Consider the following 15290-nt stretch of genomic DNA (forward strand, 5'->3'; position numbering starts at 1 on the left):
AACATGCGGGCACAAAAAAACCCGGCCGAAGCCGGGTTTCTGTTCAAGCGCTTACTGCATCCACGGTGGCGGCGGTGGTTCGTCGGACTTGCCTTTGGGCGCATCGTCGGCGGCACGGATCGCCTGCTTGCGCTCTTCATCCAGACGCGCCGCTTCGATCTCGCGCAACACTCCGCCAACGTCGGCCAGGTCCTCAGGATCGTCGAACTCGCCGGTCAGCACACTGTTCGGGTGCAAGGTGCCGGCTTCGTACAACGCCCACATTTCTTTCGCGTAACGGGTTTTCTTCAGCTCCGGGGCAAAGCGCCCGAAGTACGAAGCCATGTTGCCCACATCACGCTCCAGCATGCTGAACGCGTGGTTGTTACCGGCGGCATCCACTGCCTGCGGCAGGTCGATGATCACAGGACCTGTCGGGGTCAGCAGCACGTTGAACTCCGAGAGGTCACCGTGCACCAGACCGGTACACAACATCAGCACGATCTGCGAGATCAGGAACGCGTGATATTCGCGGGCCTGATCCGGCTCCAGCACCACGTCGTTCAGACGCGGCGCGGCATCACCGTATTCGTCGGCCACCAGTTCCATCAGCAGCACGCCATCGAGAAAATCATACGGCTTGGGCACTCGCACGCCAGCTCCGGCCAAGCGGAACAGCGCCGCGACTTCGGCATTCTGCCAGGCGTCTTCGGTCTCCTTGCGACCGAATTTCGAACCCTTGGCCATCGCCCGCGCCTGCCGGCTGTTACGCACCTTGCGCCCTTCCTGATACTCGGCTGCCTGGCGGAAACTGCGTTTGTTCGCCTCCTTGTAGACCTTCGCGCAACGTAACTGGTTACCGCAGCGCACCACATAAACAGCTGCTTCTTTACCACTCATGAGTGGGCGCAGCACTTCGTCGACCAGACCGTCTTCGATCAGGGGTTCAATGCGTTTTGGAGTCTTCATCAGCTTTTATTGTGGGTCCTTTATTACCAAACACGCGAATGTCACTCGTTATACGGCAATCCTCGCGCTACGGGGAGGGGTTGCCGACCTGTGAACCCTGTGGATGCACACACTGTGCCGAAATAATCGACCGCTGCCGATCATAGCCGAGCCCACCGGACTTGTAGTGATCGGGCGTCGAGGGCATTTGCGACAGAATCTGACATCGCCTGCATTTCCCCGGGGGAATTGCGCTCAGCGCTCGATGATTGCGGTGACACCCTGGCCCCCGGCAGCGCAGATCGAGATCAGTCCTCTACCTTTGCCCGCCGCATCCAGCAATTTCGCCAGATTGGCGACAATCCGCCCGCCCGTCGCGGCAAACGGATGCCCCGCCGCCAGCGAGCTGCCTTTGACATTCAAGCGGCTGCGATCGATCGAACCGAGCGGCGCATCCAGTCCAAGACGGGCCTTGCAGTATTCGGGGTCTTCCCAGGCCTTGAGCGTGCACAGCACCTGCGCGGCGAATGCTTCGTGAATTTCGTAGTAGTCGAAGTCCTGCAAGGTCAGGCCATTGCGCGCCAGCAGACGCGGCACCGCATACACCGGCGCCATTAACAGCCCTTCGACGCCGTTGACGAAATCCACCGCCGCCGCCTCACCGTCACGCAGATAGGCAAGGATCGGCAAACCACGCTCTTTCGCCCATTCTTCACTGCCCAGCAGCACCACCGAGGCACCGTCGGTGAGCGGCGTGGAGTTGCCCGCCGTCAGCGTCCCCTTCGCGCTTTTTTCGAAGGCCGGTTTGAGCGTGGCGAGTTTTTCCAGGGTCAGGTCCGGGCGCAGGTTGTTGTCGCGGGTCAGGCCGAGAAACGGCGTCATCAGGTCGTTGTGCCAGCCTTCGCTGTAGGATGCGGCGAGTTTGTGATGGCTTTCGAGGGCCAGTTGATCCTGCTCTTCACGAGGAATGTTCCAGGTCTGCGCCATCAGTTCGCAGTGCTGGCCCATCGACAGGCCGGTGCGTGGCTCGCCATTACGCGGAAATTCCGGAATCAAGTGCCGTGGGCGCAGTTGCAGCAAGGTTTTCAGTTTGTCGCCGGTGGTCTTCGCGCGGTTGGCCTGCAAGAGGATTTTGCGCAAGCCTTCGCTGACGCTGATCGGCGCGTCCGACGTGGTATCGACGCCGCCAGCGATGCCGCAATCGATCTGGCCGAGGGCGATTTTGTTCGCCACCAGCAGCGCCGCTTCCAGCCCGGTGCCGCAGGCTTGCTGGATGTCATAGGCCGGGGTGGCCGGTGACAGCCGCGAGCCGAGCACACATTCGCGAGTCAGATTCATATCCCGTGACAATTTAAGCACCGCACCGGCCACCACTTCGCCAATGCGCTGGCCGTGCAGGTTGTAGCGTTCGATCAGGCCTTCCAGGGCGGCAGTGAGCATCACCTGATTGCTGGCGGTGGCGTACGGCCCGTTGGAGCGGGCGAAAGGAATACGGTTACCACCGATGATGGCGACGCGGCGCAGTTGACTCATGAAAAGCTCCTTTTCCAAATGGTCGAATTCACCTGAATCCTTTGCAGGAGTGACCTGTGGTGAGGGGATTCATCCCCGATGGGTCGCGCAGCGGCCCCTCATTGCAATCGCTATACATTGCGACTGCTTCGCAGCCGATCGGGGATGAATCCCCTCGCCACGGGTCACTCCTACAAGGTTCAACGTTGTTTCTGAATTTGTGTTTGGCCACACAACCATCGGCGGCCAACTACTCTGCTGTTCTAGCGTAGGCCTTATTGCGTGGATCGAACGATTGATTGCCGTTGGTAGTCCACACTTTGAACCCCAACTTTTGGAGAGCGTTCCATGTCTGACCGCTATATCGACTTCGCCAACTCATCCATCGGCCATCGTCTGGTCGGGGCGTTGGGCCTGCCGTCGCCGGTGCGGCTGGAACGCTGGCAGGCCGGGCGTCTGCGGCCGGTGGACGGTGCGCTGCTGATCGGCGGCGGGCCGCTGGCCGAGCGGGTCAATGCATTCGCCAACCGCCTGACCGATGCGATCTACAGCTACGGCACCGAACCGTCGCTGGCCACCGCGTGGATTCCCGGGCACGGGCCGAAGCTCAAGGCCGTAGTGTTCGACGCGAGCGACCTGCAGCACACCGACCAGCTCAAACAGCTGCGCGAATTCTTCCAGCCGCTGATGAAAAACCTCGACCACAGTGCGCACCTGGTGATTCTCGGCCGCGCTCCGGAAACCCTGCGCGATCCCTTTGCCTCCAGCGCACAACGGGCACTTGAAGGTTTCTCGCGCTCGCTGGCCAAGGAGTTGCGCAGCGGCGGTACGCTGCAACTGATTTATGTCGGTGAGGGCGCCGAAGAGCAACTGGAAGGCCCGCTGCGATTTTTCCTGTCGCCGAAAAGTGCCTTTGTCTCCGGGCAAGTGATTCGCCTGACCGCATGCGCCACGCCAGTCACAGACTGGACGCGACCATTGGCCGGACGCAAGGCGTTGGTCACCGGGGCAGCTCGCGGGATCGGCGCATCCATCGCCGAAACCCTCGCCCGCGATGGCGCCGAGGTGATTCTGCTCGACGTGCCGCCGGCCAAGACCGATCTGGAAGCCCTCGCCGCGCGGCTCGGCGGCCGCGCCATCACCCTCGACATTTGCGCTGAAGACGCCGCTGCGCAACTGATCGAACAACTGCCGGACGGCCTCGACATTCTGGTGCACAACGCCGGGATCACCCGCGACAAGACCCTGGCCAACATGACCCCGGAATTCTGGGATGCGGTGCTGGCGGTCAACCTCAATGCGCCGCAGGTGCTGACCAAGGCCCTGCTCGACAGCGGCAGCTTGCACGACAACGCGCGGGTAATTCTGCTGGCCTCGATCAGCGGTATCGCCGGCAATCGCGGACAGACCAACTACGCCGCGAGCAAGGCCGGCCTGATCGGCCTGGCCCAGGCTTGGGCGCCGACGCTGCACGAACGCGGCATCAGCATCAACGCCGTGGCGCCGGGCTTCATTGAAACCCAGATGACCGCGCACATTCCGTTCGGCCTGCGCGAGGCCGGGCGACGCATGAGTTCGTTGGGCCAGGGCGGTTTACCGCAAGATGTCGCCGAAGCCGTGGCGTGGATTGCCCAACCGGGCACTGGCGCGTTCACCGGCCAGGCGCTGCGGGTCTGTGGACAAAGTGTTCTGGGGGCGTAGACATGAGCATTGAATGGCACACCCTCGATCGCGAACCGAGCCTGCCCGGCCTGTATGCGCGGGCCGCGACCCGACGCAAGATCACCGGCACCCGACTGCCCGACAGCGGCTTGCGCTGCTGGATCGATGTCGACGGCCAGAAGCTGGCGGCCTATCGCAAGGTCTGCGGCTTTGCCGATGACGGCCTGCTGCCGCCGACTTATCCACACATCCTCGCGTTCGCCCTGCAAATGCAATTGCTCACGCAGAAGGATTTTCCGTTCCCGCTGCTGGGGTTGATTCATCTGAGCAACCGCATCCGTGTATGGCGGCCGATGGGCGGAATCAGTCGCGCACAAGTCAGCGTCCGCGTGCACAACCTGCAGCCGCATCCCAAAGGGGCAACCTTCGATGTGTTGACCACCCTCGATGATCAACTCGGGCCGCTGTGGGAAGCCGAAAGCCAGATGCTTTGTCGCGGGGTGAAACTCGACGGCGAACCGGTCGAACAACAGTGGGAACCTGCGCAGGCCCTGACCCAGGTGGCGCAGTGGAAAGCGCCGGCCGATATCGGTCGGCAGTACGCCAGGGTCTCGGGCGATTACAACCCGATTCACCTGAGCGCCGCCAGTGCCAGGCTGTTCGGTTTTCCCACGGCGATTGCTCACGGCTTGTGGAACAAGGCGCGAACCCTTGCGGCACTGGCCGATCACTTGCCAAAAGCCAACCTGGAAATCGTCGTGCACTTTCGCAAACCGGTGCGTTTGCCCAGCGAGGTTTCGTTGCTGGCGAGTGCGGCTGGGTCGAGTGGCGAATTACGCCTGATCGGTGCTGGCGATCTGGAGCATATGGTTGGTCAGTGGCAACCGGTTGCCTGATTCCACCCCCGGCAAGCCTGTAAATTGTGTATATATCACTTAAGTTTTTCCGCCCTTCACGCGGCGCCCTGGAAAACTCCCAGCCTTGATTTTCAAGGCTTTTTTTTGCGCGTTTATATCCTGGGTATTAGTCCTTAGGCACTGCGCGGCGCCTTATATATAAAGGCGTTAATACCAACTTGAGAATGGCGGCAAGCCGCGACGCGATCGAGATTGACACCACGGACGAGGCATCACCGGCGACAGACGGGTGAGCCATCGAAAACGACGAATGTTGTTACAGGTGCAAGGAATCTCAATCATGAAAACTCAAGTGTGGTGCAAATCGGCAACAGCTCTGGCATTGATCCTCTCCCTTGGCCTCGCGGGCTGCAGCAGCGGCGGTGGCGGCCATCACAGCAGTTCCGGCAGCTCTTCGCCTGACAGCGCGACATCGGGCACTGGCGGCACCAGTGGCACCGGCGGTTCCGGCAGCACTGGCGGCACTGGCGGTACTGGCGGCACCGATACCGCTGGCACTGGCGGTACCGGTGGCACTGGCGGTACAGGCACGACCAACCCGACCAATCCGACGAACCCAACCAACCCGACCGACCCTACGGACCCAACCAACCCGACCAACCCGACCACCACCCCGTTGGTGACCACCACCCTGGTGCAGGATGTCGGCAATACCGTTGCAGGCGTCGGCGACGGCGTCGGCCAGGTCGGCGATTCGCTCAGCACGGTTCCAGTGGTCGGTGGCGTCGTGCAAAGCGCAGCCAACACCGCTGGCAATGTGGTCAGCACTTTGGGTGACGGCGTGGCCAACGGTATCGGCAAACTGGGCACGGTCGATAATGGCCTGGGCGTCACCGCGGCTTCGGTCGGCGGGGTGGTTTCAGATGTCGGTACCGGCGTCTCGGACCTGAGCGGCAAACTGGCGACCGCCACCGGCAGCGTTCCAGTCGTCGGTGGCGTGGTGACCAAAGTGGCACCAGTGCTTGATGGCGTCGGCGAGAAAGTCACCATGCTCGGCGACACATTGAGCCTGGCCACCACCACAGGCCCACTCGGTTCAGTGACCAAGAGCGTCGGCAACGGTCTGGTACCGGTGATTGCGATGGTGGAAAGCACCACCGACAAAATCGGCGACACGACCGGCCTCGGCGCTCCGCTCAACGGTGTCCTCGGCCAGGTCGGTGGCGCAGTCAAAGGCCTGGGCGGTCAAGTTACCGGTGCCGGCAGCGGCAATGCCCTGACCAACACCGTTGGCGGCGCCCTGACCAACGTTGGTACCACGGTCGGCAAAGCCGGCGGGCTGGTCGACAATGGCACCGCTTCCGGTGGTGGCTTGGGCGGCGGCCTCGGTGGCGGCCTGGGCGGTACCGGCCTGCTGCAAACCGTAGGCGGGGCCGTGGTCAATGTGGGTGCTGGTCTGAACGCCGGCAACACCAACGGTGCGGTGAGTGCCGGTGGCGTCACCACGGCGTCAGTGGGCAATACCATCGCCTCGCTCAACACCGTACTCGGTGGCTCGGGCACGCCGATCACCGCCACCACCTCGCCACTGGCCACCGTCGGCGCCACCGTCGGTGCCGGGCTGAACCCGGTCACCAGCGCGGTCACCAGCGTCACTCAACAAGTCGGCGCCGCCACAGGTCTGGGCGCACCGGTCGCAGGTCTCACCGGTCAGGTCGGCGGCGCAGTCAGCACGGTTGGCGCCACCCTCGCGTCCACAAACAACCCGGTCACGACCGCCGTCGGTGGTGTGGTCAGCAATGTTGGCGCTACCGTCGGCGCGGTCGGTGGCCTGCTCAACGGTGGCACCAGTACCGGCGGCACCGCAACGGGTAGTACCGCAACCGGTGGCCTGGGCGGTGTACTCGGTGGCCTGACCGGCACTCTTGGAGGCAACAAACGCTAAATTGCACCTGGCCGATTCGACGGCCTCACCTACAGCGCCTACGCTTGGTTGAGGGCGGAAGATTCCCACGAGTCTTCCGCTTTTTTCTTAGGAAAAATTCAGCCCAGTGCTGTGATCTGACCATGGAGTGTCCTATGCGTGTAATGGCATCCCTGCTGTTCCTCAGTCTCAGTTCCGCCGCCCTCGCCGACACCCTGCCCAGTTTTCTCAACAGCAACGAAACCATCCGCAACCTGCCCGTGCCGAACCTGCCGGCCGATGCCTACCGCCCGGCCACTACTCCGGTGCAAGTACCGGAACCCGGCGCGGCCAGTGCCCAGCCGCTGATGATGGAAACCAGAATTACCCTGAAGACAGTCCAGATTGAAGGCGGGACGATCTATCCACTCAGCGAACTGGCCGAGATCTACAAACCCCTGATCGGTCACCCGACCAGCCTCGCCGACCTGATCGAAGCCACTCGCACCATTACCCGCCGCTACCAACAGGACGGTTATCTGCTGTCCTACGCGTTCTTGCCCCAACAAAAATTCGACGACGGCGTCGCGCGGGTGGTGTTGGTGGAAGGCTACGTCAGGGACATCCAGATGCAGGGCGACGTCGGCCGGGTCAAAGGTCTGCTCGACAAGCTGGCAGCGAAAATCCAGGCTGAACGGCCGCTGACCCGCAAGACCTTCGAGCGCTATACCACGTTGATGACCCGCATTCCCGGCGTGACGGTGCAGGCGCAAGTGCCTCCGCCCGGCACCACTGACGGTGCCACGACCCTGGTCGCACAGGCCAGTCGCAAACCGTTCACGAGCACCCTGAGCACCACAGAAGACAACCGTAACGGCACCCAGGCGTTGCTGGGAGTGAGCAGCAACTCGCAGACCGCCATGGGCGAGCAATTGACCCTCAGCGGGCTGTTTCCGCCGGGGGATGACCACGAGCATTACTACCGACTGGACTACAACCAGTTCCTCAACAGCGAAGGCACGCAACTGAGCCTGTTTGCCTCACGCTACCGGGCCGATCCGGGCACCAATGTGCTCACCAGCGATGGCTTCGAACTCAAGCCGCACAAGGAAGACGACCGTTACTCAATCGGTGTCAGTCACCCGTTCATCGCTGCGGCCAACGAACTGCTCAATGCCGGCGCGCGGCTGTATGCGGTCGATAGCACCAACCGCTACAAGGTGGTTGGCTACCCGTTGAGCATCGAGGAGCGAACTGACGTACGCGCCCTCGCGTTCGAAAGCGACTGGCGCAAGAGCGACGCCCGCCAACTGCGGATTGTCAGTGGCGGCTTGTATCAGGGGCTGGACAGCATGGGCGCACATTCCAACAACCCGGCACTGGACCTGAACTTCCTGCGCCTGCGCCTCTCCGGCGTGCAGAGCGACAAGTTCTTCGACAACTGGCAAGGCGTGCTGTCGGCCGCGTTGTACTGGAGCGATGACACCTTGCCCGACAGCGAACGCGCCGTGTTCGGCGGGCAGAATTTCGGCCGTGGTTACCCGGACGATCAGGCGTCGGGGGATAAAGGCTGGGGCGCGGCCTACGAGGTCAACTACAGCTTCAACCGCGACGGCAATTGGGTGCGCATCCTGCAGCCGTATGTGGTGCTGGACCGTTCGAAAACCTGGTTCAACAAGCTCGCGGTACAGAGCAACGACCTGTCATCGGCGGCAGTGGGGCTGCGCTTTGGCGATGCCAAGTACTACAACATTGCATTGGAGGCCGCCAAGCCGATGTCCGATGAGGCGCTGGATACGTTCAATCGTCGGGCGCGCTACAGCATCAGTTTCAGCTATCAGTTGTAGACCTTCAGCCATTGCGTCAACGCCGCTTTAGCGGCGATGACGCAATGGATTTAGCCTCGCCAGCAACCTAGTTCTTGGTCTCGATCTTGCCGCCCGCGTCCGGGTCGTAGAAGTCCGGGATCTCATACTTGTACTTCTTCAGCCAGCGCTGCATCGCCTGTTCCCGCTCGGCCGCCGTGGCGGTTTGCGGTTTCGTCGAGGCCGCCTGGTTACGGCTTTGCAACACCAGCCAGCCTTCGGTTTCCTGTTGCTGCGCCGAGGCCGGGCCGGCGTCGATCGCCTGGGCTGCTAGCGGCAGGCTCAGCAGTATCAGGCAGCTTAGGCGGTGCACGGTGTTCATGGTGATCTCCCGGAATGTCACTTGAGCGTCGACGGTTGTGGGTCAGCCACCACCGCCACTTGATTACAGGCCGCGGTCGGGGCCTTGGCCGGCACCTTGAGTTTTTCCGCACGGGCCTGGGCTTCGGAGAATTGTTCCGGCGTCAGGTGCGCGCGGCTGACGATTTCGGCGGCTTGCTGCCAGTTGTTCTGGTAGAGCAGCAAGGTCACCAGATTCAGCGGAGCCAGTTGATCGTTCTGCTTGAGTTCAATAGCGGTAAGGAATTCGAAGCGCGCGTCTTCAAGACGCAACTGGTTGAGGTAGACCACGCCGAGGTCGTTGCGGATCTTGTCATTGGTTGGCGCCAGACGCACCGCGCGCTGCAGGTGCGCCTGGGCCTGACCGTTATCGCCACGGGCGGCATAGATTTGCCCCAGGCCATGTTCGGCGTCCGCCGTCAGGCACGTGCCGAGCAGGCCGCGATACAGCGGCTCGGCCTCGTTGCGCCCGAGCAAGCGGTAAACCCTGGCCTTGCGCAAGCGCACCTCGACCAGGTTGTCGGGCAGGCTTTGCAGGTTGGCCAGGCTGGCGTGCAGCTTGCCGTCGTTGGCCAGATCATCCGCCAGGTTCAGGGCCAGTTCCTGTTCGGAGTCGAGCTTGCTGCAACTGCTCGGCGCCAGCATTGCCGACCACGGTGCCTGGCCGTCAGTGGCACAGCCACCGAGCATCAACAGACTTGCCACGACAATCAGTGCTTTCATCAAACGCTCTCCATGAGCCCACGTCAGTTTGCAAACGCCCGGGTAATCGCGGTGAACCCCGGGCCGGCCAGTACGATCAGCAAGGCAGGAAACAGAAACAGCATCATCACCACCGACATCTTCGCCGACATTTTCGAGATGTATTCCTGCAGTCGGGTCAGGCGCCGGTCGTCGAGCAATTGTTTGAGCGCCAGCAACGATTTCATCGCCCCGCCGCCCTGCTGAATCAGCTGTTGCAAGATCACGCAGGTGTCGGTGAATTCATCGACGGCGAGCATCACCGAGGCCTTGTTCAGTTCCTGCCCCAACTCCAGTCCCGAATCGACCCGGGCCAGAATCAGGCGCAGTTCGCGGGTCAGTTCCGGCAGCAGTTTCTGCCCTTCGCTGCTGAGCACGCGCAGGGCTTGTTCGACCGCCATGCCCGACTCGAACAGGATGCGCAGCAACGGGATGAACGTGGAGATTTCCACGGCGATGGTTTTCTGTCGACGCCCGGCGGCGTACGCCAGCACTCGCTTGGGCAGCAAATAGCCGGCACCGGTGGCCAGCATGGGCACCAGCCAGCCGTTGGCCGCGTGCGGAAAAAACACTTCCTGCAGAAACAGCGCCAGCCCCAGCGCCAACAGCGGTGTGCCGATCTGGCACGCGGCGTACAGCGAACGCTCACTGGCGCGGCGCCAGCCGAGCCGGCTGAGCAGGGTCTGGGTTTCACTGTCGATGCTCACCGAACGCTGGCCGAACTTGCTGTTGCCCAGCGCTCGCAGCCAGTTGCCGAAACGGTTCTCGCGCACCAGATGCCCCTGCAACCGCTGGTTGACCTGGCGCACCCGACGCCGCTCCGTCAGCAGGTGATTGACCACCAGCAACAGCGCGCCGAGCAACAGCATCAGAGCGGCGAGATAGACCATGTCAAACACTCCGCAACATGCGCCACAGCGCCAGGCAGCCGGTCACTTGCAACACCACGGCGATGATCAACATGGTCCGCCCACCGCCGTCGTGCCACATGCCAAGCATGTAACCGGGATTGGTCAGCATGAAGTAGCCCACCAGGATCACCGGCAGCGAACCCAGCACCCAGGCCGTCATACGCGTTTCGCCGGTGAGCGCGCGCAGTTGCCGGGCACCCTGGTCACGCTCGCGGATCAGCTTGATCAGGTTCTCCAGCAACTCGCTGGCATTGCCGCCATAGCGATGATTGACCTTCAGGCCGAGGGCGAACATGCGCAATTCGTCCTGTTCATAAAGCTCGGCAAAGTCACTGACCGCATCCGGCAGATTGACGCCCAGTTGCACGTTGCGCTGCACCCGGCCCATCGCTCCTTTCAGCGGATCGTCGCTCGATTCGATGCCGCCCATGATCGCGTCACTCAGGGTGCGGCCGGACTTGAGACTGCGCACGGTGTAGTCGAGCAACTGCGGTAACTGCTCGATCATGCGTTTGATCCGCCGGTGGTACCGCCAGGACATGTACAGACGCAGAATCAGCGGCGGTGCCAACAGCATCGTCAGCAGACCGATCCAGCTCGCCAGCAGATACCCGAGGGCAATGGCCACGCCCCACAAGGTCAGCCACAGGCCGAATCGTTCGTTGGGGCGGCCCAGCCCCGCACGCAGGAACATGCGTTCGAACCCGACCCACGCCGGTTTCTGTGCAACGAGTTGTGGCTGGCCTGCCGCAAGGCGATTGAGCACCCGTTCGTTGCCGCTCTTGTGGATGCCGTGCACGAACAGCCAGATCGACAGCCCGAGCAGAATCAGACAAAGCAGGATGAGAATGGCCGGTCCGATCATGATGTGCGTCCCATGCTCTCAGCTCAGGTTCATCTCGTGGCGCAACTTGTCGCCCGCCGGATTGACCGCTTCGCGCAGGAAGCCGAAACCGGTACGCCGATCAAGGCGAAACAGGGTGTTGGTGACGTAGACGTCTTCGCGGATGCCGACCACTTCCACCACCTCGCTGACACAACGGCGGCCGTCCGGCATGCGGGTCAGCTGGATGATCACGTCGAGGGCGGCGCAGATCATCTGACGCAGTGTGCGCTCGGCGATCGAGCGTCCGGTCAGCCCCACCAGCGTCTCCAGACGCAGCAACGCATCCTGCGCATTATTGGCGTGCACGGTGCTCATCGAGCCGTCGTGGCCGGTGTTCATCGCGGTCAGTACATCGACCACTTCGACCCCACGAATCTCGCCGAGGATGATCCGGTCGGGACGCATGCGCAGGGCGTTGCGGATCAGGTCGCTGGCCTTGACTTCGCCGTGACCCTCGGCATTTGGCGGGCGGGTTTCCAGGCGCACGACGTGCGGGTGGCCAAGCTGCAATTCGGCGACGTCTTCGATGGTTACCAGACGTTCGTGGGGGTTGATCAATTGGCTGAGGATGTTCAGCAGCGTGGTCTTGCCGGTGCCGGTGCCGCCGCTGATGAGCACGTTGCAGCGCTTGCCCACCGCCTCTTGAAGAAACTCGAAAATCGCCAGATCGATGGTCTGCATCGCCATCAGGTCACTGCTTTTGAGCATGTCCTTGCGAAACTTGCGAATCGACAGGCAGGGGCCATCGAGAGCGATCGGTGGGATGATCGCGTTGACCCGACTGCCATCCGGCAGGCGTGCATCGACCATCGGCGAGGACTCGTCGAGGCGTCGCCCGAGCGGCGCGAGAATCCGTTGCATGACCCGCTCGACGTGATGCGCATCGATAAAGCGCAAGTCACTTTGATGCAGCACGCCGTCGCGCTCGATGAATACCCGGTGCGGGCCGTTGACCAGAATCTCGGTCACCGACGGATCGCGCAGCAGCACTTCCAGCGGGCCGAAACCGGTGAGTTCATCGACGATTTCTTCGGCCAGGCGCTCCATCTCGTAGCGGGAAATCGCCAGGTGCAGACGGGCGATGTATTCGGCGACCTTGTCGGTGACAAATTGCGCCAGCAACTGGCGCGAGCCTTCCAGCAGGTTTTTCCCCGACTCTTCGATGGCGTCAATGATGTAGCGATGCAGGACCAGTTTCAGGCCTTCGTGATCGGTGTTGCCGGTCGCGCCGTGCTGCACCGCGCCGAACAGTTTTTCCGCGCTCATGAGGTGCCTCGCAAGCGGTCGAACCAGGTGACCTTGGGTTTAACCAGGCCTTCGGAGCGCTTGGCCAGGCGCTCGCCGAGGGTGCGCAGGCTTTGTGTGAGTTTTTCCCGCGGGGCCAGTTCGAACAGGCTGACGCCCTGGTTCTTGGCGTTCAAACGCACTTCGGCGTTGGCTGCCAACACCGCGATCACTTCCAGGTTGAAGGTCTTGCCAAGGGTTTCGGCGTCCGGGGCGACGCTGCTCAAGTAACCGTCCACCAGCAAGCGTGCGTGGTCGAGTTTCATGCCTTTCTCGCGCCACTGGTTGAGCACGGCAAGGTTGCGACGGCAGTTGAGCACGTTCTGATCGGTGTACCAGATCAGCTTGTCGCAATGGCTGACAAATGTACGCAAGGCTTCACTGTCGGACTGCCCGGTGAGGTTCACGACGATGTGCTGGAAGTGTTGACGCAAGGCGCTGAGCAACATGTACAGCTCGGCGGCACTGGTACTGTCCAGCGGCTCGTCGCTGCTGGCGTACGCCAGAATCCGCAGGCCGGCTTCCGTGCTGGTGAAGGCACTGTCGATCAACGTCGCATCGAGCCTGCGCAAGTGGCGCAGGGCATCGCCGAAGTGAAACGAACTCTCGAGCCCGAGCAGCGCCAGACTGTCGCCCCGGGGCAGGCCCAGATCCAGCAGCAAGGTTTGCTGACCGCTCTTTTGCACCACCAGCGCCATGTGATTGGCCAGCAGCGCACCGTCGGAATTGCTCTGGGTGCCGTACAACACGGTGAGGCCACCCAGTTGGGTGTTGGTGGTCACCGGTGGCAGGCGTTTGTTCAGGCGCCGCACCAGCCCGGCGACCTCACTGGCCCGCGAACCGTACGCGACGAAATCCCGGGCGCCGGCACGCATCGCATTGAGCACCAGTTGGTTGTCCATGCCATCACCCAGAGCAACGATGGCGAGCATGGGTTTGGCTTCCAGCGCACCTTCGATCAACGCACTCTGCGCCACCACGTGGTCACGGTCGAGGCCGACGAACACCAGGCTGGCGAAGGTAACGTCGACCAGCGCCAGCAACTCGTCCAGGCTCCCGGCCCCGGCGCTGACCACCTGGCCCAGCGGCGCGAGAGCGCCTTGCAGCCACTCCAGATCGGTGCTGTTACGGGTGATCGCAAGAAAGGTCTGGCTCAGGTTCTGGTTCATTGGGACAACCCACTGCGCTTGTCGAAGTTGCCGTTTTCGAGGAAGAACATGCGGTAGAAATTCGGGTCGTAGTTGCGCAATTTTTCGCCCGGCAGCGACGGCAGCTGCGCATCGGCCGCCAATGGCTGCACCAGGTGCGGGGTGACGATCATCAGCAGTTCGCGCTCCTCGCGCTTGATCTGCGAATCACGGAAAAACGCGCCGAGCACCGGGATATCACCCAGCCCCGGAAACTTGTTCACTTGCGAGGTGTTGCTGGTGCTGATCAAGCCACTGATGACGAAACTTTCGCCGTCGGCCAGCGATACGCTGGTATCGGTACGGCGTACGGTCAGGGCCGGCACCGGGGTGCCGGCGATATTGATGGCGTTGGCGTAATCCAGTTCGCTGACTTCCGGCGCGACCTTCAGCGCCACGCGATTGCGGTCGATCACGGTCGGCGTCAGGGTCAGGCGGATGCCAAACTCCTTGTACTCGATGGTCACCGTATCGCTGCCGGAACTGGGCACCGGAATCGGGATTTCGCCACCGGCCAGAAAGCTTGCGCTCTGCCCGCTCAGCGCGACCAGACTCGGCCGCGCGAGGGTGTAGGCAAAGCCGCTGCCTTCCAGCGCATTGATGATCGCCATGGTCTTGCCGCCGATCCAGGAAAAATTGAACTGGCCGTTATTCACCGGCAACTTCGGTGTCGGCACACCACCGACATCGGGCAGCGTACCGGGCGAGCCAAACAGAAAATTGCCGCGCACACCGATCAAAGAGGCCGTGGCTTCCTTGAGTTTGGTGCGGCTGACTTCGACGAAGCGAATGTCGGTCTGCACTTGCGAAGGCAGCGTCGGGTCATCGGAAGGCAGTCTGCTGGTGCTGGTCAACGCCGCTGTGGCGCTGCCTTGCACGAACACCATGCTCTGACGCGGCTCACTGGAGCACGAGGTCCAGACCATCAGGCTGGTGGCGCCGGGGGCCACGCCAGTGAGCAAAAAAGAAGCACTGCCGGTGTCATGCACATCGGCGATCTTCGGATCACCGATGGCCACCCGGGTGATTGCCACGGGCGACTGGATGTCCTGCTGGAACCCTTCGCCGATCTCGATCACCGCTGGCAGGCGACCGAGCGCCGAGCAATTGCCGGTGGCCGCGATGGCCGCGTTCATCGTCAGTCCCATCAGTATCAAGGCCGGGACTACCGGTTTTAATAACGGCCTGAATCGACTCTGCATGCATGTGGATCCTT

At 62.3% G+C, this 15290-nt stretch carries 13 protein-coding genes; 4 read left to right on the forward strand and 9 right to left on the reverse strand.

Annotated features, from left to right (window positions below; all coding sequences use genetic code 11):
- Positions 1 to 51: 51 nt before the first annotated feature.
- Both AB1J88_RS17305 and AB1J88_RS17310 read right to left on the reverse strand, forming a co-directional pair.
- Complete coding sequence (locus AB1J88_RS17305) at positions 52 to 948, reverse strand: PA4780 family RIO1-like protein kinase (RefSeq protein ID WP_041067990.1); 897 nt, start codon at positions 946 to 948, stop codon at positions 52 to 54.
- Positions 949 to 1182: 234 nt separating this feature from the next.
- Entirely contained in the window at positions 1183 to 2460 is a 1278-nt protein-coding gene (locus tag AB1J88_RS17310; RefSeq protein ID WP_430291560.1) for an acetyl-CoA C-acetyltransferase, read from the reverse strand.
- A gap of 327 nt (positions 2461 to 2787) precedes the next feature.
- Here AB1J88_RS17310 and AB1J88_RS17315 point away from each other — a divergent pair, with 327 nt between their 5' ends.
- The 4 genes from AB1J88_RS17315 (at position 2788) to AB1J88_RS17330 (ending at position 8708) form a co-directional block, all read left to right on the forward strand.
- Entirely contained in the window at positions 2788 to 4140 is a 1353-nt protein-coding gene (locus AB1J88_RS17315; RefSeq protein ID WP_430291561.1) for a 3-oxoacyl-ACP reductase, read from the forward strand.
- Positions 4141 to 4142: 2 nt separating this feature from the next.
- Positions 4143 to 4997 (forward strand): MaoC family dehydratase, encoded by an 855-nt coding sequence (locus AB1J88_RS17320; protein ID WP_430291562.1) that lies wholly within the window; start codon positions 4143 to 4145, stop codon positions 4995 to 4997.
- A gap of 301 nt (positions 4998 to 5298) precedes the next feature.
- On the forward strand, positions 5299 to 6903 hold the full coding sequence (locus AB1J88_RS17325) for a collagen-like triple helix repeat-containing protein (RefSeq protein ID WP_430291563.1): 1605 nt from the start codon (positions 5299 to 5301) through the stop codon (positions 6901 to 6903).
- Between the two features lie 134 nt (positions 6904 to 7037).
- Positions 7038 to 8708 (forward strand): ShlB/FhaC/HecB family hemolysin secretion/activation protein, encoded by a 1671-nt coding sequence (locus AB1J88_RS17330; RefSeq protein WP_222016727.1) that lies wholly within the window; start codon positions 7038 to 7040, stop codon positions 8706 to 8708.
- A 67-nt stretch (positions 8709 to 8775) separates the two neighbouring features.
- Here AB1J88_RS17330 and AB1J88_RS17335 read toward each other — a convergent pair whose 3' ends face one another.
- From AB1J88_RS17335 to AB1J88_RS17365, 7 genes are read right to left on the reverse strand one after another with little or no spacing between them, the layout of a single operon-like run.
- A complete protein-coding gene (locus AB1J88_RS17335; RefSeq protein ID WP_041068008.1) occupies positions 8776 to 9048 on the reverse strand; it encodes a DUF3613 domain-containing protein in 273 nt (90 codons plus the stop codon).
- A 17-nt stretch (positions 9049 to 9065) separates the two neighbouring features.
- Positions 9066 to 9788 (reverse strand): tetratricopeptide repeat protein, encoded by a 723-nt coding sequence (locus AB1J88_RS17340; RefSeq protein WP_430291564.1) that lies wholly within the window; start codon positions 9786 to 9788, stop codon positions 9066 to 9068.
- A 23-nt stretch (positions 9789 to 9811) separates the two neighbouring features.
- The gene (locus AB1J88_RS17345; RefSeq protein ID WP_430291565.1) at positions 9812 to 10696 is read right to left on the reverse strand and encodes a type II secretion system F family protein; all 885 of its coding nucleotides are present in this window, start codon (positions 10694 to 10696) and stop codon (positions 9812 to 9814) included.
- Between the two features lies 1 nt (position 10697).
- A complete protein-coding gene (locus AB1J88_RS17350) occupies positions 10698 to 11582 on the reverse strand; it encodes a type II secretion system F family protein (protein WP_430291566.1) in 885 nt (294 codons plus the stop codon).
- Positions 11583 to 11600: 18 nt separating this feature from the next.
- Positions 11601 to 12869, reverse strand: coding sequence for a CpaF family protein (locus tag AB1J88_RS17355; protein WP_041068020.1), 1269 nt, complete (start codon positions 12867 to 12869; stop codon positions 11601 to 11603).
- Entirely contained in the window at positions 12866 to 14056 is a 1191-nt protein-coding gene (locus AB1J88_RS17360; protein WP_430291567.1) for a pilus assembly protein, read from the reverse strand. The genes AB1J88_RS17355 and AB1J88_RS17360 overlap by 4 nt, the downstream gene beginning before the upstream one ends.
- Positions 14053 to 15276 (reverse strand): type II and III secretion system protein family protein, encoded by a 1224-nt coding sequence (locus AB1J88_RS17365; protein WP_086794445.1) that lies wholly within the window; start codon positions 15274 to 15276, stop codon positions 14053 to 14055. The genes AB1J88_RS17360 and AB1J88_RS17365 overlap by 4 nt, the downstream gene beginning before the upstream one ends.
- Positions 15277 to 15290 lie beyond the last annotated feature (14 nt).

This window comes from Pseudomonas sp. S8, from assembly GCF_050473925.1.
Taxonomy (GTDB): Bacteria; Pseudomonadota; Gammaproteobacteria; order Pseudomonadales; family Pseudomonadaceae; genus Aquipseudomonas; species Aquipseudomonas parakoreensis.

Excerpts from the sequence above, each read along its gene's own strand:
- AB1J88_RS17335 (WP_041068008.1), bottom strand. The coding sequence starts at position 9,048 with ATGAACACCGTGCACCGCCTAAGCTGCCTGATACTGCTGAGCCTGCCG.
- AB1J88_RS17345 (WP_430291565.1), bottom strand. The coding sequence starts at position 10,696 with ATGGTCTATCTCGCCGCTCTGATGCTGTTGCTCGGCGCGCTGTTGCTG.
- AB1J88_RS17360 (WP_430291567.1), bottom strand. The coding sequence starts at position 14,056 with ATGAACCAGAACCTGAGCCAGACCTTTCTTGCGATCACCCGTAACAGC.
- AB1J88_RS17340 (WP_430291564.1), bottom strand. The coding sequence starts at position 9,788 with ATGAAAGCACTGATTGTCGTGGCAAGTCTGTTGATGCTCGGTGGCTGT.
- AB1J88_RS17320 (WP_430291562.1), top strand. The coding sequence starts at position 4,143 with ATGAGCATTGAATGGCACACCCTCGATCGCGAACCGAGCCTGCCCGGC.
- AB1J88_RS17315 (WP_430291561.1), top strand. The coding sequence starts at position 2,788 with ATGTCTGACCGCTATATCGACTTCGCCAACTCATCCATCGGCCATCGT.
- AB1J88_RS17330 (WP_222016727.1), top strand. The coding sequence starts at position 7,038 with ATGCGTGTAATGGCATCCCTGCTGTTCCTCAGTCTCAGTTCCGCCGCC.
- AB1J88_RS17305 (WP_041067990.1), bottom strand. The coding sequence starts at position 948 with ATGAAGACTCCAAAACGCATTGAACCCCTGATCGAAGACGGTCTGGTC.
- AB1J88_RS17350 (WP_430291566.1), bottom strand. The coding sequence starts at position 11,582 with ATGATCGGACCGGCCATTCTCATCCTGCTTTGTCTGATTCTGCTCGGG.
- AB1J88_RS17365 (WP_086794445.1), bottom strand. The coding sequence starts at position 15,276 with ATGCAGAGTCGATTCAGGCCGTTATTAAAACCGGTAGTCCCGGCCTTG.
- AB1J88_RS17355 (WP_041068020.1), bottom strand. The coding sequence starts at position 12,869 with ATGAGCGCGGAAAAACTGTTCGGCGCGGTGCAGCACGGCGCGACCGGC.
- AB1J88_RS17310 (WP_430291560.1), bottom strand. The coding sequence starts at position 2,460 with ATGAGTCAACTGCGCCGCGTCGCCATCATCGGTGGTAACCGTATTCCT.
- AB1J88_RS17325 (WP_430291563.1), top strand. The coding sequence starts at position 5,299 with ATGAAAACTCAAGTGTGGTGCAAATCGGCAACAGCTCTGGCATTGATC.